Genomic DNA, 21,867 nt, shown 5'->3' with positions numbered 1-21,867 from the left:
TACTACTTATTTTAGCTAAATCGTTTTTTTACTGCGCCCCGTCCTCGATATCCATCTGCTAAATCGATTTTTTTTAGAAAATTTTGTTAAATTCACTTGCATTAATCTTGGATATTACCTACGTTTGTTATGTGAGAGAGAACGGTAGCACCACAGTACCGTAGCGTATGTAGAACCAGAAAGAGAATTATCAACCGGATCGCATATCATTAGCGTAGGACCAGCAGACCACTGACGGGTTCCATTAACATTCAACCAGTTTTTTCCTGAACGGCAGTATTGCAGTTTACAATGCCGTATTCCAGGCCTGGCGCGCCTTTCACGCTGCTATGCCTATATTAAGAACATATTTCCGCAACGCGTCGCAGCCCGCTGCCAAGAATTACAGTGCGGCCTGTGATCAGGCTTTCCATGCATGCACAAGACACCCGCCCGTCAAAAAAATAATGTCGGCAGGTGAACAGGATTGTTATGCATTTACCACAACGCAGGTCGTAGTTAAAAAACAGTTGCCTGGGACAGGGGATTTTATTGCCAAAAAATCAATGTAGGGAATGCTTACAAAAGCCCTTTCCCCCCAACGGAAGATTGTATGCCTTTATCAGACCAGCAGGCGCGCAAAAACAACCATCAACAAATCAACAAGCGAATGACTCAACCATTTTTCTAAACGTATCTCGTCTTTTCATTTCAGCACACAAAACACAATTTCATGACTGTTAATTTTACCAAAAACAGCCATCGTTGGGGCTTTATGCTCTTAACGATCCTCCTGTTCTGTGCCACCACGCTACGGGTGGTAGCCCAGGGACCGCCTTTAAATATTACTGGCGTGGTTAAAGACGCCAAGGATGGCAACCAACTGATTGGCGTAACGGTAACGGTGTCCGGCACCAAAGGCGGCTCAGTGACCAATGCAGAAGGTGCATTCAGCGTAAAAGCTTCCGAAGGCGCCAATATCACCTTCAGCTGCATTGGCTATGTACCGCAAACTGTAAAAGCACACCAGGGCCAGGCCCAGCTCACCATCCTGCTGAAACTGGACCAGCGGCAACTGAACGATGTGGTGGTGATCGGCTACCAGCAAACATCCCGCAGGAATGTGACAGCGGCGGTGACCTCGGTGAACCCGAAAGAAATGCAGGACATCCCCACTCCCACCTTTGACGCCCTGCTGCAGGGCCGTGCACCGGGGCTGGACGTACAGAACTTTTCCGGTGAACCGGGTGTGCGTTCCAACGTGGTAATGCGCGGTAACACGGCTGTAAGCCGGAACATCAACAGCAACATGGCCGATCCCAACGGCCGCGCCTCCCTGGCCCGTGCACTGAGTGGCCCCCTCTACGTGATAGACGGTGTGCCCCAAAGCACGGAAGACCTGGCGGCCATTGCCTATGGCGACGGTACCAACACAGACGTACTGGCGGGTATTGCTATCAATGACATTGAAAAAATCGACATCTTAAAAGATGCCTCCGCCTCTGCCATCTACGGTTCACGCGGCGCAGGCGGCGTGATCATCATCACCACGAAGAAAGGCGTGGCCGGCCGTACCAAGGTGGATTTCACCACCTATCACGGTTTCACGGAAAGACCACACCTCGATAAAGTGGTGATCGGTGCAGAGGAACGCCGCGCAAAAATGGCGCTGATCAATCACTACGGCAACTGGGATAATCTCCAGGATATTCCCCAGATCCTGACAGATTCGCTGAACACTGCATTTAATAATGCCAACGATTACCTGGGCCAGATGTACCAGACCGGTTATGTGGGAGATTACAACCTGTCCTTTACCGGTGGCGGCGATAAAGTGACCTACCGCTATGGCCTGGATTACTACAATGAAGAAGGCATCGTTAAAAAATCAGGGTTGAAGCGCTACGCATTTAATTCCAGCATTGGCCTTAATCTTGCCAAGAACCTCACGCTGAATACGCAGATCCGCTACTACCGCCTGGACCGTCCCCGTTCCATGAATGAGTCTACCGGCAGCTATGCCGCATTTGACGGCGGCTACTATGCAAACAGCTACCTGCCTACCTCCCTGCTGTACCTGACACCGGCCAACAAGGAATATATCTTCGGTGATTCCGGTAAGAGCACAGATGGTAACGTGAACAACAACCTGTCCATCAGCCCTATCCTGAACTGGAACATTTCCAAACATTTCAGCTTTAACACCACGCTGTCTTACACGATAAGCAACAGCCGCCGCGATACTTACATCCCCAGCACCGTGCGCAGGGATGGTACCGGTGAAGCCACCAGCTTCGAGGATAACTCCTTCTACTACCTGATGTACAATACGCTGCAGTACACCACCGCGTTCGGGAAAGACCATCACTTCAATGTGCTGGTAGGCCAGAATACGGAATACAGCCAGTACCGCATGACGCAGGCTTCTGCCATTGGCATTCCCAATGACCAGATCCACACGGTGACCGTGGTGGATAAAAACCTGGCAGATACCCGCACAGACCTGCTGCAAAGCGGCATCCAGACCGGGTTCCTGCGCGCTAACTATTCTTTCAAGGACCGCTACCTGCTGTCTGGTGTATTTAATGCAGACGCATCTTCCCGCTTTGGTTCGGACAACCGGTGGGGCTATTTCCCCTCCCTGTCTGTGGGCTGGATCATCAGCGACGAGCCTTTCATGAAGCAATACGCCAACTGGCTTACCCTCCTGAAACTGCGCGGCAGCTTTGGTGTGAACGGTGCACAGCCGGATGGTGGCGACATGTATCTGGCCTATAACACCTATGATATTGGCAACGGTAGCTTCAGTGGCTCCAGCAGCCCAGTGACCGGCAATAACATGGCTTATACCTACAATGGTGTTCCTTCCGTGGCACTGAACTACAATGCAGGCCTGACCAACAATAAACTCAGCTGGGCCAAAACAAAACAATACAACGTGGGCCTGGACGTGACCCTGCTGGACGGCCGCTTTAACTTTGTAGGCGATGCCTATGTGAAGCAGACCACCGGCGGTATTTTCACCCTCTCTGTACCGGTAACCACGGGTTATTCCACCGTTACGGCCAATGCAATCGGCATCCGCAACACCGGCGTGGAAGCCCAGTTCATCGCCAACTACTTCCGTCCCCAGCACAAGTTCCAGTGGCAGACCATCCTGAACCTGTCTCATAACGACAACATCGTTACAGACCTGCCCAATGGCGGCCGCGATATCTACCTGGATAAATACCTGCTGAGAAGAGGCCATGCGTTGAACTCCTACAACGTGTTCAAGCAAACCGGCATTTATAGAACAGATAAGGACGTTCCCTTTAACCCGGTAACGGCCCAGCCTTCTGCGTTCTACGGCTATCCGTTCAAGGGGGGTGATCCCATCTGGCAGGATACCAATGGCGATGGTGTACTGGACAACACAGATTACATCATTGCCGGCGATCCGAACCCGAAAGTGAGCGGGGGGTTGAGCAACGTATTCAGCTACAAGGGCTTTACCCTGAACATCTTCTGCGTATTCACCGCAGGCCGCACCATTTACAATGATTACCTGGCCGGCAAACTTTCCCAGCTGGTGCCCACGGATGATGGTAACTCCAATCCCTACCACTCCCTGAGCATGCACGCCATGCCGGACCTCTCCGGTATCAACTACTGGCAGAACCCGGGCGACAATGCACAATATCCTTCCCTGAGCTCCGTGTCCGGTACCCGCTACAAGTATGCCGCGGTAAGCTCTGCCTGGCTGGAAAAGGGTGATTACTTCCGGGTAAAGAACGTATCCCTTTCTTATTCCCTGCCCTCCCGTGTGGTGGACCACCTGCACATGAAACGCATCCGCATTTACACCATGCTGGATAACGTGTACATCTGGCAGGCATCCCGCAATGTACCGGATGCAGAAGAAGTGAATGCCTTTGGCGTGTATAGCGGCAGTGGCTACCCCATTCCCAAGAAATACACCATGGGCCTGGACATCAGTCTCTAATCATGACAAAACAAGGATCAATGAAAAAACTTATTTTATACAGCATAGGTATAGCGCTGGCTGCAGCGGTGGCAGGGACCAGTTCCTGTAAAAAGATACTGGACCAGGAACCGCATAACTCCACCTTCACAGACGCTTATTTTAAAACAGAACTGGACGCACGCACGGCCAATGCAGGCGCCTACTCACTGCTCCGCCGCGTGCTGCTGAACGATTTCAGCTGGCACACCTACGGCGACATCCCTTCCGGCGACATTGTATGTGATGGTGATGTGTGGCACTCCCCCATCGTATCCGGCCAGTTCACCGGCCTCAATGTGCAAAGCAGTAACTGGAACTGGCAACAGTATTACCAGATCCTCCAGCAGGTAAACCTGATCATTGATAAAGTGCCCGGCATCCCGGATGCGCAGTTTATCAACGAAAAGAAAAATCATATCATCGGGGAAGGCTACTTCCTGCGCGCTTATACTTATTTCTATATGAGCCGCATCTGGGGCGATGTGCCGTTGAAACTGCAGCCGGACCTGGATATCACCACGGTAAAGAATATTCCCAGAAGCCCCGCAGACTCCGTACTGGACCAGTGCCTGGCGGATGTGGCCAAAGCAGAATCGCTGCTGGACTGGGGCTACACTGTCGAAAACGACCGGGCCGTACGTGCGAACAAAGGCAGCGCCTATGCGCTGGAAGCCCATATCCGCGCCTGGCGCCACGACTATGCCGGTGCAGAGAAAGCCGCAGACGCCGTGATCACGCAGGGTGGCTACCACCTGCTGGATTCTTCCAGCTACAAACTGGTATTCCAGGGTAAAAGCATGGAAGGCATTTTCGAGATCAACATCAATGACGGGCAGAATGAAGGCATTGCCATTTATGATTACTATGGCAACTACGGCATCCCCGCTTACCCGATGGAAGATCCTTACATCACCAACAAAGACGGGCTGCAATGGTGGACCAATACCGGCTATATCAACAAACTGTGGCCGGATGAAGATACCCTTGCAGACGTGCGCTACCGCGACTTCTTCCACTATCCGAAGAATGACGGCAGTGGCCAGATCATCAAGTACTCCAACATTGCCAAGCTCTCCGACCGTGACCTGCGCATGAGCAACAACCTGCCCATTTTCCGCCTTGCAGATATTATGCTGCTGCGTGCAGAAGCATTGAGCGCGCTGGGACGCAAGGCAGAAGCCCTGCCCCTGCTGAACGCCGTGCGTGAAAGAGCGGGCCTGGCAGACAATGACGGCAGCGGGGACCTGGATACCGACATCCTGGAAGAACGCCTGCGCGAATTGTATTTTGAAGGCCAGTCTTACTACGACCTGGTGCGCACCAAAAAACTGCCGCAATACAACGAACACTTCCCGTCTGACCAGTTCAGCAACGGCTCTCCTGCCGCCGGCTGGCTCTGGCCCGTGGACCCGAATATGTTCAAGGACGATCCCACCCTGGTGCAAACACCCTACTGGAGAGGTAAACTCTAAATCTTTAAACGCCGTAACATGAAACATAAAATATTCCTGCCCCTCCTGGCAATGGCTGTTGTGACGATCTTTTCCTGCAAAAGAAGTTATACGGAAGGTGGCACCATCCTGGACCCGCACGTGAACATGACCACGTACGATTACCTGAAGACCAATCCCCTGTTTGACACGCTGGTACTGCTGATAGACCGTACCAACCTGAAGGACGAGGTAAACAGCGCGGGTACTTTCTTTGCCGTGTCTGACTATAGCATAGACAACTACATCAAGCTGAAAAAGCAGGACCTGGCTACCAAGCTGAATGATGAAAATCTGGTGTACACCTTTGACTCACTGGACTACCAGGTACTGAAAGACTCCCTGCGCGCTTACCTGTTCAAGGACCGCATCCTGAATGCAGACCAGAACACCGCGGGCCGCCTGTTCAAAGCAAACGACGGTGAACTGCGCCTCGTGAACCTGGTGCCGGACTATTCTTACACGAACGACATCTTTACCCAGGCACCGATGATCCTGTACCTGAACAAGATGATTGCAAACAGCCCGGGGGAAACAATCCCCACGGATTCTACCGGCATCGGCGGACTGCAGGACGACCAGTTGTTGAAAACCCGCTGCCAGACCAGCGGCATCATCACCACCACGGGCGTGCTCCATGTGCTGGCCAACCAGCATACCTGGACCTATTTCCAGAACCAATACAATTGATCACCCACTTTACCTGAACAAATATGAAAAGCAGCATAAAATACTTCGGATGCGCCCTCATCGCCCTGGCGGCGGCGACCGGATGCAAGAAGGTAACCAATGGGTACCTGAGTGACCAGATCCGTTACATAGACAATCCCATCCGCATAGGCCGTGGTCTTATCCAGCAGACCAATGCCGTGTCCAACGACGGATCATCTGCACCCGTTACTTACAAACTGCTGGATATCCGGGATGCAGCCACCCACAAACACGCAGATGCCCTGGATCAAAAGTATGATCACTACGAATGGACATCTCTCTTTGATGCACAGACGGATACTTCCATAGACCTGCTGAACCAAAAACGCAAACTGGTAAACTCCACGGTATACGGGTTTGATCAGCATACCGGGGCCTTCACTTTTTACGGCACGTCAGTAAACATTCCACTGGGCACTTATGAATTCGACATTTCTGCGAGCAATGAGAATGGCACCAAGGTGTTCAAGAACATTGCCACCTTCACCCTGGTAGACACGCCCGCCTATCACGTGGGCGATGGCGGCGCCGCCTGGTTCCAGGATGGCACGAATGACAATGGCGACATCGGGGTGCCCCAGGTGACCATTGAACGCGTAGCCAACGAAGGCACGCTGGTGAACCTGAAAATAATAGGCTCAGACGGCAAGCCCTTCAACCCGGCAAAAGGTGAGATCATCCGCCGCGGCGACCGCAGCGATTTTCAAACCTATGCACAGTTCCACCCGCTGGTGTATACCGACTCCACCATGACGTGTAACTTTGAGACCACGCCTTTCCCGCTGCAGCAAAGCACTTACGGCTACCTGATCTATTACCGTATTCCCAGCCAGTTCGTCACCTTTGATGCAGGCTACACGCCCACCACGGCGCATATTTACAGTGCCAACCCCCGCTTCCAGTTTAATATTTACCAGGAAGGCACTTACAATGTGACCGTGAAAATGCAACACTGCCGGCATATCTAGCACCCGCTATATTTTTTCTGACGTGGTATTTTAGCAAAGGCCGCCTCCTCACAGGGGCGGCCTTTCTCTTAGCCCATCCCACATTAAAACAATATTAATTAACACCTTACCGGAACTATTTTTTATTACCTTCGCGTACATGCATCAAAGTACCCTTTTGAAATGGCGCCAATATGTCTCTGTGCTCTGCTCAGTGATATTGCTGGCTGTCTTCTTTTCTGTACAGTGCATCCGCAACTTTGATGTGGGCAATACCATCTACCTGCCTATCACTTCCGTGCAGGCCAGCCATCATACCCAGGAGCTTTCCAGCCCCAAACACGCGCCCACTACCCGGATCAAGATCCGGCTTAATAAACGCTTTCAATCCACCAGCATAGGCTTTGCCAGCAAATGGCCGGAGCCGCCGGTGATCACTTACCTGGAACTGGTACGCCAGTACTATTTCTATGACAGTAACCTGCTGTCCACCATCCGCCTCCACGAATCCCTGCGAGGGCCTCCCGCCTTATCTTGCTAACAGCCCGTCCATAACCGGAAACCAGCACTTTTTCCTTTAAAAATTATCCGTACTCCATGCCTACTTTCCTTTTTGGGAAGCGGGGCAGCAGCCGTGCTATGTGCCGTACCCGTATGTTTACGGGCCTGCTCTGCATGCTGCTGGGCACCGCTTCCGTACACGCACAGTCCAGGGCCTATACCCTTTCGGAACTGACGAACGCGGCCGTGCACCACTTCCCTTCCATACAGCGCAAACAGGCGCTGGTAAACAGCGCTAATGCCGGCATAGCCGATGTGCGCAGCAGCTATCTGCCCAAGCTCACCGCCAGTGACCAGGTGAATGTGGCTACTGACAATTCCATAGCAGGTACCTACCTGCCCATGGCGCCTATTCCCTCTTCTTCTGCCGGCGTGCGGGCCGATAATATTTATACGCCCGCCGGGGCCAACCTGGCCAGCCTGTATAGTGAATACACGCTCACTGACTTTGGCTACCGGGGCGCCCGCATGGCAGAGGCCCAGGCCGGCAAAAACCTGCAGGAAGCAGACCTGGCGCGGGAAACCTACCTGCTCAAGTGGCAGGTGTGCCGCCTTTATTTTAACCTGCTGAAAGCCCAGTTCCAGTTGCAGAATGACCACCAGAACCTGGACCGCTACCAGCAGATCTTCCGTGTCATCAAGGCGGTGACGGCCAGTGGCATTACCGCCGGCGTAGACTCCAGCCTGGCCCGCGCGGAAATGTCGCGCACCATGATCAACCTGAACCAGCAGCTGGCCAATTACCACCAGCTGCAGGCGGAGCTCAGCTACCTGAGCGGTTTTGCAGCCGACAGCCTGGTGCTGGACTCCCTCACCACCGGGTTTGGAGCGCCTTTGCGCATAGGCCGGGACTCACTCCCACGGGCCTACGAAACATTGCCCCTGGGCATTTTTGATACCCTGATGGTGAATACCGCGGATACCAGCAACCCGCTGCTGGACTATTACCGCCGGAATGCAGATCTGTACGCTGCCACAGAAAAGGCCACCAGCAAGGGCTTCACACCCAAGATACTGCTGGCGGGCAGCCTCTGGGCCCGTGGCTCCAGCATCCAGTATGACGATGATTTCAAGTCTGTAGGCTACGGCTTTGGCTACCAGCGCTTCAATTATGGCGTAGGACTGGCCTTCACCTACGACCTGTTCTCCGGTTTCCGCCGCCGCACCAAGGTGGCCATGGCCCGGTTCCAGACGCAGGCCGGCAATTATGAAGTGGAGCAGCAACAACTTTCCCTGCAGAACAGCGTGGCCAAAACAGACGCCGCCCTGGCAGCCACCCGGGATAACCTGGGCCAGTTGCCATTACAGCTCAAAGCCGCCGCAGACGTGTACCGCCAGAAGCTGGCCCAGTACAAGGCGGGCATGGTGAACCTCATTGACCTCACCAATGCCACCTATGTGCTGTACCGCTCCCAGACTGATTATGTACAGACCCTGGGTGACTGGTACCTGCAGCATGTAGATAAAGCCGCTGCCACTGGTAAGCTGGACGATTTCATTCAACAGATCCAACAATAATTTTATGGTAAAAGCAGCCTTACAAAGGCCCATCACGATACTGGTGCTGTTTGCCGGATTACTGCTCTTTGCAGTGATGGCCTTCCGCACCATACCCATCGATATTTTTCCGAAGCTCAACAGCCCTACCATTTACGTGGTGGAACAATACGGCGGCATGTCTGCCAAACAGATGGAAGGTTTCTTTGCCACCCGCATGCAGGACCAGTTCCTGTATGTGAACGGGGTGAAGAACATTGAGAGCAAAAGTATCCAGGGCCTGTCCCTCATCAAGCTTACGTTTTATGAGAATACCGACATGGCGGAAGCCTCTGCCCAGGTGGCATTGCAGGTGAACCGTACCATGGCCTTTTTCCCGCCGGGCTCCCTGCCCCCCACGGTAGTGCGTTTTGACGCTTCTTCGCTGCCGGTGGGTGAGCTGGTATTCAGCAGTAAAACACGCCCGCTCAAAGAGATCTTTGACCTGGCCCTCACCCGCGTGCGCCCGCTCTTTGCCACCGTACCGGGCATGTCTGCACCGCCGCCTTTTGGCTCCAACGCGCGCACGGTGCTGATCAACGTAGATCCTGAAAAACTGCGCAGCTATAACCTCTCCGCCGATGAAGTGGTGCAGGCCATTACCCAGAACAACGCCATCACCCCTTCCGGCAACCTGCGCGTGGATAGCACCATGTACGTAACAAGCATGAACTCACTGGAAGAAAAAGTGCAGCATTTTGAAGACATACCGGTGAAATCCAACGGTGCCACCGCGGTGTTTGTACATGATGTGGCCACCGTGAGTGACGGTGCGGATATCACCGTGGATTACGCACTGGTAAATGGCAAGCGTTCCGTGTATATTCCCGTGGTAAAAACGGCGGATGCCAGCACCTGGGATGTGGTGCAGACCTTGCGCAAGCGCATCCCTGAAATGAAAAGCCTCCTGCCGGATGATGTGGATATCAGCTACGAATTTGACCAGTCTGTATTCGTGATCAACTCCGCCAAAAGTCTCATGACGGAAGGCATACTGGGCGCCCTGCTCACAGGTCTCATGGTACTGCTCTTCCTGCGCGACTGGCGCAGCTCTGTTACGGTGGTGGTCACCATCCCCGTAGCCATCGTCAGCACCCTGCTGTTCCTGAAACTGGCCGGGCAAACCATCAATATGATGACCCTGAGTGGCCTGGCGCTGGCCATCGGCATCCTGGTAGACCAGGCTACGGTGACCATTGAGAACATTCACCAGCACCTGGAAATGGGTAAGGAAAAACGCCTGGCCATTTACGACGCGTGCAAGGAAATTTCCTTCCCGCTGCTGCTCATCCTGTTATGTATACTGGCGGTGTTTGCACCGGCCTTTATCATGACCGGTGTGCCCAGGGCTATGTTCCTGCCGCTGTCATTGTCCATTGCCTTTGCCATGATCATTTCCTTCGTGGCCGCGCAAACGCTGGTGCCCATCCTGGCCAACTGGCTGTTGAAAGCGGAAATGTTCCAGCAGCATGCCCACGCCGGCCTGGCCCTGGACGCAGAAGAAGTGAAAGAAGTAAATGACCATACCAATAAAGAACAGCAACATCCCGATAGCAACGGCTTCTTTCAAAAGATCAAAAGCTGGCTGATCCGCAAGCTGACCACGTGGATGCCTAAACGAAAATTGTGGGTGCTCACTTATATAATACTGGTGCTGGGTGCAGCCGGCGTGGCCTTCTGGGGCATTGGTAAAGACCTGCTGCCCAAGACCAATAACGGCCAGCTGCAACTGCGCCTGCGCGAACCGGATGGCACCCGCCTGGAGGTAACTGAGCAGGCTACCAAAGGCGTACTGGCATTGATAGACTCCACGGTGCAGCACCATGTGGCCATTTCCTCCGCTTACGTGGGCCTGGTGCCGTCTAACTTTGGCACCAGTAACCTGTATATTTTCAACAGCGGTACCCAGGAAGCCGTGCTGCAGATCAACCTGGACGAAGACTATAAGATAAAGACGGAAACGCTGAAAGAACAGCTGCGCAAGGCCATTGCAGCGCACTATCCGCAGCTGAAGATCTCCTTTGAGCCTATTGAGCTTACGGAAAAGATCATGGCGCAGGGCGCCTCCACCCCCATTGAAGTAAGGGTGGCCGGTAAAAGCATGGCAGACATCAAATCCTTTGCGGCCAAGGTGTTACAACACATGCAGGCCGTGCCCTTCCTCCGCGATGTACAGATAGCACAGCCCCTCAATGTGCCGGTGGTGAACATCAATTTTGACCGCCAGAAACTGGCCATGATGGGCGTGGCGCCAGACCAGGCAGCCAAGAGCGTGACTGCTGTTACCTCCTCCAGCCGCTATACCGCCAAAAACCTGTGGCTGGATGAAAAGTCGGCCTACACCTATCAAACACAGGTGCAGGTGCCGGAGTACATCATGAACTCCACGGAGCAGCTGAACGCGGTGCCCCTCATCAAAGGACAGCCCCGCCCCATCCTCTCTGACGTGGCCACACTGCAGGTAGACACCTTACCCGGTGAGTACGATCGCAGTGGCCCCCGCCGCTTTGTGACCATCAGCGCAAATATATCCGGCAAGGACCTGGGCAGTGCTACCGCCGCCGTGGAAAAAGCGGTGCAGGAAGCGGGTACGCCGCCTCCCGGCCTGGTCACGGAGGTGAAAGGGATGTCATCCCTGCTTACGGAAACCATGGACTCCCTGCAAAACGGCCTGCTGGCGGCCATCGTGGTGATCCTGCTGCTCATGGCGGCCAACTACCAGAGCTTTGGCCTGGCCATCACCGTGCTGTCCACGGTGCCCGCGGTGATCCTGGGCGCGCTACTGGCCCTGCTGGCCACCGGCGCCACGCTGAACCTGCAATCGTACATGGGTATCATCATGAGCACCGGCGTATCTGTGGCCAATGCCATCCTGATCGTCACCAATGCGGAAAAATTAAGAACGGAATACCGGGACCCTTTCCGGGCGGCCATTGTGAGCGCGGGCATCCGGCTGCGCCCCATTCTCATGACCAGCCTGGCCATGATAGCCGGTATGATCCCCATGGCCTCCGGCCTGGGCGAATCCGGCGATATGTCTGCCCCACTGGGCCGCGCGGTGATAGGAGGCCTTATTGCCTCCACCCTGGCCGCCCTGCTCATTGTGCCGCTGGTGTATGGCTGGGTGCAACAAAAGAAGTCTTTTGACACGGTATCACTGATGCCGGATGACAACGCACCGCAGCACTAACACAAAATTGATCTATCGAACTCAAACAAATTAAAGATATGCGTACCCTTTATTTTATTTCCCTGGCCTGCATCTGCTTCACTGCCTGTGGCGTGCACCACGAGCAGGTGGCCACCAAAGCGGAAGCGCCGGTAAAAAAAGGCCCCGCCTACGATGTGGTGGAAGCCACCGCCGGCAGCCTTTCCCAGCAAATGACGCTGCCCGGGCAACTGGCCGCTTATGAAGAAGTAAGTATTTTTCCCAAGGTGAACGGCTATGTCCAGCAAGTACTGGTAGACATCGGGGCCAATGTAAAAAAAGGCACCCTGCTCATGACACTGGAAGCCCCGGAACTGGAACAGGGCAGCGCCCAGGCCAAAGAGAAATACGCCACCGCCAAGGCCGACTTCCTCCTCTCCCGTGAACGCTATGCCCGCATGCGGGAAGCAGCGGAAACAGATGGTGCGGTGTCGCCCCTGGACCTGGCAGCCACCCGCTCTAAGACCATGGCAGACAGCGCCCTGGCCAATGCTGCCTATGCCAACTGGCAACTGCAGGAAACCCTGCACAGCTACCTACGTGTAACCGCTCCTTTTGATGGGGTGATCACCCAGCGCAACGTGCACCCCGGCGCCCTGGTGAGCGATGTAAGCAAGGACAAGCCCATGCTGGAACTTAAATCACTGGACCGCCTGCGCCTGCAGGTGGACGTACCGGAAGCCGTGGCGGGCACCCTCTCTGTGGGCGATACGCTGCGCTTCCGTCTCAGTGCATTTCCCGGCCTTACCTTCAAAGGCCAGATCAGCCGCAAGTCTGACAACGTGAACCTCCAATACCGCGCGGAACGTATAGAAGTGGACGTTGCCAATCCGAAACATGAACTGGCCGCCGGCATGTATGCAGACGTACTGGTGACCAGCCAGCGCAAAGTGCCAGGCTGCATTGTTCCCAAAACCGCCGTGGTAACCGGCACCGACCGCAAATACGTGCTGCAGGTGGCGGACCATAAAGCCATCAAAACAGATGTAAGCACCGGCAACACCCATGATGGCAAGATCGAGGTGTATGGCGCCATTCAGCCCGGGGCCCGGGTGATAGCCAATGCCAATGACGAGATCAGTGACGGGGCGATAATTGATTAAGGATGAAGAAAGGATCGTTAACCAGGAGGGACAGGCATGCGGGAATAACAGTGAATGATTAATGACCCATCCTGAAACACGAAGGGTGTACACTTTAGCGGTGTACACCCTTTTTAATTTCTTTTCGCACTAACAGTTACGCGTATACGTAATGTGTATCTCCTGTAAAACAATTGACTCTTTTCCGGGGAGTAAAAGGACATCAACAAACAGGACGAAAGGCCAACTGTACATTGCCTTTTTGGCTATATAACATTACGCAGTGAAAACTTAATTAAATGTTAAGCGGCAGCTATTTAACATTCCGTTAAAGGTTAATGTGTACCCGTAATCCGGGGCCCGCATTTTACGTTTTAGCAAGTAAATCAATGATTCATCTATGAAATGGTTTTATACTACGTTTAGTATGTACGCAAAATGGCCCGGGTGTCGTACTTTTGCGCTGAGAATCAATAGAACGAATAAGGAATTAACTGATGAGCAATTACACAACAGACCTGCCGGAAATGGCTTCCGGTCTCACACCGCATCCGTCATTACCCGAACTTGCCGCCGATCACTTTGTGCTCACCTGGCAGGAAGGGCCGCAGCCGGGCGTTCCCCTCAAAAATGATTATTACGCCATTGTACTTTGCCTGGGGGGCAGTGCCACCAAGATGGTAGGCTCTTTCCGGCTGGATGTAAAACCGCATTCCCTCTTTATCATTGCGCCCCAGCATACACACTACTTTGAGCAAAGCTCCAAGGACCTGCAGTTACTCAGCATCGTGTTCCGCCCTAGTTTCCTGGCAGATAGCTTTTTCCGTGACCAGGAGCTGGAGACCCTGCTGGACCAGCATCCCGGCTGCCCACCCATCCAGCAGCTGCAACCCGCCCAGTTTGAGAACATCCTGCGGCTGTACCGCAAAATGTACCGGGAGCAAAAACAGGCAGACCGTTTTCACCTGCAAATGAGCCGCCTGCTGCTCATGGAACTGTTTTACGAAATGCACCGGGCCATTACCCGCTGCCCGGAGAGCAGCGCTCATCCCACCTCGCGCCAGCACCAGCTGTACACGGAGTTCCTGAAACTGGTGGACACCCATTACCTCACCAAACGCACCGTGCAGGAATATGCAGACCTGCTGTTTGTAACGGCCAAGCACCTGAGTGAAGTGATCAAACATGAAACCGGGAAAAATGCGCTGTACTACATTCACCAGCGCCTGCACCAGGACGCGCGCCACCTGCTCAGTACTTCTGCCCTCAGCGTAAAAGAGATCTCAGACCGTTTAAATTTTGATACGGCCTCCCACTTCAGCCGCTTCTTCAAGAACATCACGGGCTTTAACCCGTCTGTGTTCCGGCTCAACCTCGCTTCGTAATTTTTACACCCATTTATACAAATTCAAAAGAGGCTATTTCCGTTTGGGAATAGCCTCTTTTCATATAGCAAACTAATTATAGCCTGTTATTTCTTAGAGCCAAAAGCGTAGGCTACGTGCAGGCCAATGCTGTTGAAAGAGTCGCCTCCGTCATAGATCTTGGAGGAGCCGTCCCATTTCACCGCTACGTCCAGGTAGTTATGATTTTTACCCAGCGGGAACAGGTAACCGATCTGCGGTGTATAGAGGAATACAGCAGATTTGTCTGCCCCTGCATCGCTCTTGTTTGCCAGGATGTTTACACCTGCCTGGCCCTGGATGTAGAGCTTATCGATGTGGGAGAACGGGTAGTAACGCAGACCAGCTTTTACCGGGATAAAAGAGAGGTCCTGCAGGTTGTTCTTACCAAAAACGTCGGTATAACCAGCGTTCAGGGTTACGTACAGGGTACGTTTTACGATGGCCAGGTCAGCTTCCAGGGAGCCACCTACGGAGCCTCCATAAAAGTCGTTGAAGCTACCTACGGTCACGCCGCCTTCTACACCGGCGCTGTAGATCCACTTGGGTTTTTCACCACCGGTTTTATCGTTTGATTGTGCATTTGTAGTCAGAGAAGCGAAAAGTAAAAGTGCCAGTCCGGCGAGTCCTTGTTTGAATCTGTTTTTCATTTTGTTTCCTTTTTTGATGTGCTTAATTACATTCGCAGCTGCTATATGATCGAATTGACTTGGCAAAACTACGCCCGCTGTACCAGTCCATCAATCCCAATTTCACGGATTGATGAACCAATTTTTCCGGCAGCCCTGAAACAGGCCACCACAGCCAATTTCATGGTACATATACTTTGTAAACGCATAAAGTTTCTTTTCTATTTACTATCTTTGCATCTATAAATACAATTGCATGAAAGCATTCACCGGTTTACTGTCACTCCTGCTCCTGGCAGCCGCCTGTAATCAAACCACCAAGCCTGCCGGCACTAACGCACCGGCAGCGGATACTGCCATGAAAGCCACTGTGGCCGCTCCTAAATTTGAAGCCGCGCTGGTAGATAATAAAAAAGATCCTTCCTGTGGCATGCCGGTTACCGCGGGCATTGAAGACACACTGCATTATAAAGGAAAGGTATTAGGCTTTTGCTCCCAGGAATGTAAGGACGCCTTTGCAGCGAAGCCGGATAGTTTTGTAGTGGTATATAAATAGCAGCTTACACATCTGTCTTATAAAAGCAAAAGGGAGGATCACTACAATGATCTTCCCTTTTGCTTTCCGGAAATTGTTATCCTTTAAGGAACTTCGCCAAATACTTCGCCGTCCTGCTAAGCGGCTGGTTGCTCACTTCTGCCGGAGTGCCCGCCACTACTATCTTTCCGCCCTTCTCTCCTGCACCTGGCCCTACGTCTATCACCCAGTCACTGGCGGCTATCACCCGCATGTCATGTTCTACCACGATCACGGTGTTGCCATTATTTACCAGTCCTTCCAGCTGTACTACCAGGCGCTCCACATCTGCTGGATGCAGGCCCGTGGTGGGCTCGTCCAGGATATACAACGTGTTCCCGTGGCCCGCGCGCTGCAATTCCGTGGCCAGTTTAATGCGTTGTGCTTCCCCGCCGGAAAGCTCGGTGGCAGGCTGGCCCAGGCGCAGGTAGCCCAGCCCTACTTCCCGCAGTATATGCAGGGCGCGGTGCACCGGAGGCTCGTCTGCAAAGAAATCATACGCTTCATCGACTGTCATGCCCAGCACGTCGGCAATGTTTTTATCGTGATAAGTTACTTCCAGTGTTTTGGCGTTGTAGCGCGCACCATGGCAGGTGGGGCAAGGCGCGTACACGCTGGGCAGGAAGAGCAGTTCCACCATCACAAAGCCTTCCCCTTCGCAGGTTTCGCAGCGGCCTTTGGCCACGTTGAAAGAAAAGCGGCCGGCATCGTAGTGGCGGGCTTTGGCCATTTTGGTGGCGGCAAAGCGTTTCCGCACATGATCAAAAAGACCGGTGTAAGTGGCCAGGTTAGAACGGGGCGTGCGGCCAATGGGTTGCTGGTCTACCTGTACCAGGCGTTTGATACGGTCCATGCCAGCAACGATCTGGCCACCCAGGGTCAAGGGGGCGGGTTCATCCAGCGAGGCCGTGGCTGCTTCGTCACTGGTTTGAAGGCCCAGGGAAGCGCTTACCAGTTCTACCAGCACCTGGCTCACCAGGCTGGATTTGCCAGAGCCGGAAATGCCCGTTACGCTGGTCATGACGCCCAGCGGAAAATCCACATCCAGCTGGTGCAGGTTATTGCGGGTAATGCCTTTCAGCTTTAACCAGCCATTGGGCTGGCGGGGCGGCGGTGTTTGGAAAGCGCCGGTGGCAAACAGGAAGCCCCTCGTCTGCGAATCCGCCACGGTGGCCAGTCCCGCGGGAGGGCCGCTGTACAGTACCCGCCCGCCTTCCGCGCCTGCGGCAGGGCCCACATCCACAATCCAGTCTGCATGCCGCACCACGTCCAGTTCATGTTCCACCACGAACAAAGAATTGCCGGAAGCTTTCAATTTATCCAGGGCGCGCAGCAATGCTTCCGTGTCCGCGGGATGCAGGCCTGCGGAAGGCTCGTCCAGTACATACACGACCCCAAATAAGTTAGAACGCACCTGCGTGGCCAGGCGCAGGCGCTGCAATTCACCCGGTGAAAGCGTGGGTGTGCTGCGCTCCAGTGAGAGATAACCCAGCCCCAGGTCCAGCAGCACCTGCAGGCGGCCCTGCAGGTCTTCCACGATGCGCTGCACCACCAGTGCTTTTTCAGGATGCAGGACATTGTCCCTGGCCTTAGCCGCCTTGCCCGAAGGGCTGATACCCTGCAATACGCTTTGCAGCAGGTCCTGCATTTTTTCCAGGGGCATGCGGGATAGTTCGGTAATATCCAGCCCCGCAAATTTCACCTGCAATGCCTCCTGCTTCAGGCGCTTCCCGTCGCACACGGGGCAGGCAGCGCTGATCATGAACTGGGACACCCGCTTTTTCATCAGCGCACTCTGGGTGTTGGCAAAGGTGTGCATCACGTAGCGCTTGGCCCCGCTGAAGGTACCCATGTAACTGGGCTCGGCTTTGCGTTTCAGGGCTTTGCGGGTTTCTTCCGGTGTAAGGCCCGCATATACCGGCACGGTGGGTGTTTCTTCTGTGAAAAGGATCCAGTCCCGTGTTTTCTTAGGCAGGTCTTTCCAGGGAATATCCACGTCAATGCCCATGGTCACCAAGATATCGCGCAGGTTCTGTCCCTGCCAGGCGGTAGGCCAGGCAGCTACGGCACGCTCGCGGATGGTCAGCGTATGGTCCGGCACCATGCTTTTTTCTGTTACCTCATACACGCGGCCCAGGCCATGGCAGTGGGGGCAGGCGCCTTCCGGCGTATTGGGCGAAAAACCTTCCGCATAAATAATGGGCGCCCCTTTCGGATAGTCACCGGCGCGGGAGTAAAGCATGCGCAGCAGGTTACTCAGGGTGGTAACACTGCCTACGCTGGAGCGGGTAGTGGGCGCGCCCCTTTGCTGCTGGAGCGCCACGGCAGGTGGCAGGCCGTCTATCTCATCCACTTCCGGCACAGCCATCTGGTGGAATAAGCGGCGGGCGTAAGGCGATACCGATTCCAGGTAGCGCCGCTGGGCCTCTGCATACAAAGTACCGAATGCAAGCGAGGATTTGCCGCTGCCAGATACACCGGTAAATACTACCAGGGCATCACGGGGAATGTCTACGTCTACCTGTTTCAGGTTATGTTCCCGGGCGCCACGCACGCGCACGAAGCCGGAAAAAGCGTTTGTTGTATCAGCCATGGTCCTGGGCGCACAAAGAGCGTGCCCGGCTATTGTTGCCGTTTCGTAACCTTATTTGTCCACTTCGCCGTAAAATATGCCGGCAGCCCCGGCGCCGCTTCGTACATTCACGGTGTCATCAAAAAGGAAACAATGACCACACCACGCAAACGCTGGCCCATGGTAGCTTTGATACTACTCATTGGCCTGGGCATCCTGCAATTCTTCCATCCCGAAACGGAAGCCGCCCCCGTTACCGGCGAGATCCAGGCACCGCCTGCTGTAAAAGAGATCCTGGTAAGGGCCTGCTACGACTGCCATTCCAACCAGGGGCAATTAAAATGGTTCGACAAAATGGCGCCGGCCAGTTGGCTGGTGGCCCGCCACATCCGCGATGGCAGGGCGATGCTCAATTTTTCCACCTGGGATTCCCTGGCGCCCGCAGCCCAGAGTGCGGCGTTGTATACTTCCATCAACCAGGTACTTTTTGGTGTAATGCCAAGGGCCGACTACCTGCTGCTTCACCGTGATGCCAGGTTGTCTGCCACGGACATCGCCACGCTGCGGGATTGGGTAAATACTTTTAAAGCACATCCCAAAAAGGACACCGGCCAGGTACCCGCCACCATCGCGGAACACGCGGCATCCGTGGCGGATGCGCCCAATGGTATTGCCTACCTCAAAGGCTGGGACCAATGGCAGGTAGTAAGCACCACAGACCGTTTTGACAATGGTACGCTGCGCGTGATCTATGGGAATGATATTGCGGTAAAAGCCATTCAACAGAAAAAGATCCACCCCTGGCCCGATGGTGCCGTATTTGCAAAAGCCGCGTGGTGGGCCGTGCGCGACAGCCTCGGGCGGGTACGCCCCGGTGATTTTTTCCAGGTGGAATTTATGATCAAGGATCAGCAAAAATATGCCCGGACAGAAGGCTGGGGCTGGGCACGGTGGAGAGGCCTGCAGCCCAAACCCTACGGCAAGAACGCCTTGTTCACCACGGAATGCACCACCTGCCACGCACCGTTGAAAAACAATGATTTTCTCTTCACCCAGCCCCTGGCCTTAAATGCACATTGATCATGACCATGTTTAAATACCTTCCCATAGCTGGTACCCTCTTCCTGTTTGCCTGCGCGGCGCCGCAGGTGGAAGACCGCTCCCGCTTTAATGATACCGCTTCCCTTGCTGCCGGCACTTTACCGGTAGACCCACTGCTGTGGAAGGCCCTGAACACCTTTACCGATACCGTCCTCCACACACAGGCCACGCTGTATGCCAATGACAGCGCTTACCGGTTTGCCCGCACCAGCGGCGGCGCCACCTACCCCGCGCAGGCACAACTGGCGCTGGTCACCTGGCAGCAACAGGACGATCCGCACTGGCTGGGCGCGCGCACTGCGGGGGCTATAAGATCGGTGGATCTCATTACGTTCGATGCCCATGCCGCACCGCAGTATGCGCACTACGAAGGCCATCCCCTGAAAGCCGCTGCCAGTATAGATCCGGAAGACAGTGCACACCTGGCCTGGGCATTGAAACAGCCCATCCTGGCTGTACCATAAATGCGTAATTTGCGGCATGCAAAGTTTTGAAGCATTCAAACAGGAATGGAACTCCTCGTCTTCCGTACCGCTTACGGAAGCACAACTGGCTATTTGCAGGCAAAGCTACCGGCAGCATATTGAAAGTGACATAGAACGCCTGCATTTTGAACGATTGGATGCGGCCAAAACCACCTCCCAGCTGGAGCAGGTGCTGCAAACCAGTTTCCAGCACGGGGATGTTGCCACGCCCCGCACCTATGTTTTTGTGTACCCGGCCTTTCCTGCGCCCGGCCTGCAGCGCTGGACGCTTGCACTGACACCCGGTGAGGACGGCTATAGCATGCAATACGATGTTTTTGATCCCCCCACCACACCCGGCGGACCGGAACAGCGCCGTACTACTTCCGGCAAACTGGGTGTGGCGCTGGGCCACGCGTTACAAGCGGCCATCACTACGCAGGTAACCAGCAGCCGCCCCAAAACGGGCAAATGGCATGTGCTGGATGGCTCCCTGTTCTTTTTATTTACGCAGGTCAATGGGCAGTGGCGGGCGGCCCGCACTCACCCGGTAGAGGATGATACCCCGCCCGGCAAGCTCGCCGCTATTTTGGAAACACTGGTACAGCAGGCAGGCAGCAGCGTATCAGAAGCCGCACTGCTGGCGGATTTACAGGCACTGGAACAAATGGCAGCCGCGGCGGATGCAGCGGAAGCACAGGCCCTGCAGCTGCTGAAAGCACTGGATACATAATGCAAGGCGGCGCAGGCCCTGCAGTTACCGAAACCACTGGATGCATAAGGCAACGCGGCATAACCCATACCGCGCATTGCCTGGCGCAGCGGTAATATTTTGTTTCATTTCCGGCCCCCGCGGCAACATTTTCCTTTTACGGTGAAAAGGGTGTACTCCTGCGGCCAGGCCCGCACACGCTTGGTGCATTTTATGTACATTCGATGCACAACTGTCGTTATGATTGAGCGATCCCTCTTCAAGATTTTTTCCTTTTACAATGCGGAAGTAGCTGCGGATATTCCAGACTACCAGCGTCAGGTGTTTACAAAATTCGGGCTGAGCATTAACCAGGTGTACCATCCCACCATGACGCATTCCCAATTCCTGCACCAGACCTGCAAGCAGGTGACCGATACGGACTACCTTATTTTCTTCGATATTGATTGTGTGCCCACGCAGCGCATGTGGCTCAATAAACTGATCACGGACCTGCTGGAGCCCCGCACCATTGTGGGCTGCGCCCAATCCGGCCAGCAGGGATGCACCCTGTATGTGTCTTCTTTTTGTTTTGCCATCTCCACGGCTTACCTGCGGGAGCTTAACTACCCCGAAGCCGGCCAGTCCCTCACAGACCGCGTGCGCCAGCAAGGCGGCAACATCAGTTTCTGGTGGCCCACCCACGTGGAAGATCCGCGCTGGCAACTGAAGCACCCGGTGCACAAAAGTTTTGGGCCGGGCACCACGTACGATGACATGGTATACCACGCGTTTGAGTGGAGCGATGGCACGGGGTTTATTAATAAGTGTAAGGAAATACTGGCCCGGGAAGAGGGGCCTGGGAATGATTAAAAGCACCGGTCCACCACTTTTTTGCCACTCATCACAAGGG

16 protein-coding genes are annotated in these 21,867 nt (G+C 54.3%); 14 read left to right on the top strand and 2 right to left on the bottom strand.

Annotation, left to right across the window (positions count from 1 at the left end; translation table 11 throughout):
- The first annotated feature begins 712 nt into the window (after nucleotides 1–712).
- From DCC81_RS08420 to DCC81_RS08380, 9 genes are all read left to right on the top strand, one after another.
- Entirely contained in the window at nucleotides 713–3,964 is a 3,252-nt protein-coding gene (locus tag DCC81_RS08420) for a SusC/RagA family TonB-linked outer membrane protein (protein ID WP_108686096.1), read from the top strand.
- A 20-nt stretch (nucleotides 3,965–3,984) separates the two neighbouring features.
- Nucleotides 3,985–5,457 carry a RagB/SusD family nutrient uptake outer membrane protein gene (locus DCC81_RS08415; RefSeq protein WP_108686095.1) on the top strand — a complete coding sequence of 491 codons (1,473 nt, stop codon included), beginning with the start codon at nucleotides 3,985–3,987 and terminating at the stop codon, nucleotides 5,455–5,457.
- A gap of 18 nt (nucleotides 5,458–5,475) precedes the next feature.
- Nucleotides 5,476–6,165 (top strand): hypothetical protein, encoded by a 690-nt coding sequence (locus DCC81_RS08410; protein ID WP_108686094.1) that lies wholly within the window; start codon nucleotides 5,476–5,478, stop codon nucleotides 6,163–6,165.
- Between the two features lie 23 nt (nucleotides 6,166–6,188).
- Nucleotides 6,189–7,154, top strand: a complete 966-nt coding sequence (locus tag DCC81_RS08405; RefSeq protein WP_108686093.1) for a DUF5007 domain-containing protein — start codon at nucleotides 6,189–6,191, stop codon at nucleotides 7,152–7,154.
- Nucleotides 7,155–7,293: 139 nt separating this feature from the next.
- Nucleotides 7,294–7,674, top strand: coding sequence for a hypothetical protein (locus DCC81_RS08400; protein WP_108686092.1), 381 nt, complete (start codon nucleotides 7,294–7,296; stop codon nucleotides 7,672–7,674).
- A 56-nt stretch (nucleotides 7,675–7,730) separates the two neighbouring features.
- Nucleotides 7,731–9,212: a TolC family protein gene (locus DCC81_RS08395; protein ID WP_108686091.1), complete on the top strand. Its 1,482-nt coding sequence runs from the start codon at nucleotides 7,731–7,733 to the stop codon at nucleotides 9,210–9,212.
- A gap of 4 nt (nucleotides 9,213–9,216) precedes the next feature.
- A complete protein-coding gene (locus DCC81_RS08390) occupies nucleotides 9,217–12,420 on the top strand; it encodes an efflux RND transporter permease subunit (RefSeq protein WP_108686090.1) in 3,204 nt (1,067 codons plus the stop codon).
- Between the two features lie 38 nt (nucleotides 12,421–12,458).
- A complete protein-coding gene (locus tag DCC81_RS08385; protein ID WP_108686089.1) occupies nucleotides 12,459–13,541 on the top strand; it encodes an efflux RND transporter periplasmic adaptor subunit in 1,083 nt (360 codons plus the stop codon).
- A gap of 476 nt (nucleotides 13,542–14,017) precedes the next feature.
- On the top strand, nucleotides 14,018–14,905 hold the full coding sequence (locus DCC81_RS08380; protein WP_108686088.1) for a helix-turn-helix domain-containing protein: 888 nt from the start codon (nucleotides 14,018–14,020) through the stop codon (nucleotides 14,903–14,905).
- 86 nt (nucleotides 14,906–14,991) lie between these two features.
- Here DCC81_RS08380 and DCC81_RS08375 read toward each other — a convergent pair whose 3' ends face one another.
- A complete protein-coding gene (locus DCC81_RS08375; protein ID WP_108686087.1) occupies nucleotides 14,992–15,573 on the bottom strand; it encodes a hypothetical protein in 582 nt (193 codons plus the stop codon).
- A 235-nt stretch (nucleotides 15,574–15,808) separates the two neighbouring features.
- Between DCC81_RS08375 and DCC81_RS08370 the strand changes: the two genes are divergently transcribed.
- Nucleotides 15,809–16,108: a YHS domain-containing protein gene (locus DCC81_RS08370; protein ID WP_108686086.1), complete on the top strand. Its 300-nt coding sequence runs from the start codon at nucleotides 15,809–15,811 to the stop codon at nucleotides 16,106–16,108.
- Nucleotides 16,109–16,184: 76 nt separating this feature from the next.
- On the opposite strand, the gene uvrA is transcribed toward DCC81_RS08370, so the two are convergent.
- The gene (uvrA, locus tag DCC81_RS08365; protein ID WP_108686085.1) at nucleotides 16,185–18,719 is read right to left on the bottom strand and encodes an excinuclease ABC subunit UvrA; all 2,535 of its coding nucleotides are present in this window, start codon (nucleotides 18,717–18,719) and stop codon (nucleotides 16,185–16,187) included.
- A 132-nt stretch (nucleotides 18,720–18,851) separates the two neighbouring features.
- Here uvrA and DCC81_RS08360 point away from each other — a divergent pair, with 132 nt between their 5' ends.
- The 4 genes from DCC81_RS08360 (at nucleotide 18,852) to DCC81_RS08345 (ending at nucleotide 21,827) form a co-directional block, all read left to right on the top strand.
- Nucleotides 18,852–19,778 carry a heme-binding domain-containing protein gene (locus DCC81_RS08360; RefSeq protein ID WP_108686084.1) on the top strand — a complete coding sequence of 309 codons (927 nt, stop codon included), beginning with the start codon at nucleotides 18,852–18,854 and terminating at the stop codon, nucleotides 19,776–19,778.
- 2 nt (nucleotides 19,779–19,780) lie between these two features.
- On the top strand, nucleotides 19,781–20,263 hold the full coding sequence (locus DCC81_RS08355) for a hypothetical protein (RefSeq protein WP_108686083.1): 483 nt from the start codon (nucleotides 19,781–19,783) through the stop codon (nucleotides 20,261–20,263).
- 16 nt (nucleotides 20,264–20,279) lie between these two features.
- Nucleotides 20,280–20,996 (top strand): hypothetical protein, encoded by a 717-nt coding sequence (locus tag DCC81_RS08350; RefSeq protein WP_108686082.1) that lies wholly within the window; start codon nucleotides 20,280–20,282, stop codon nucleotides 20,994–20,996.
- Between the two features lie 219 nt (nucleotides 20,997–21,215).
- Entirely contained in the window at nucleotides 21,216–21,827 is a 612-nt protein-coding gene (locus tag DCC81_RS08345) for a hypothetical protein (RefSeq protein ID WP_108686081.1), read from the top strand.
- Nucleotides 21,828–21,867: the final 40 nt, after the last annotated feature.

This window comes from Chitinophaga parva (genome assembly GCF_003071345.1).
Lineage (GTDB): Bacteria > Bacteroidota > Bacteroidia > Chitinophagales > Chitinophagaceae > Chitinophaga > Chitinophaga parva.
This window is presented reverse-complemented; position numbering and strand designations above follow the sequence as displayed.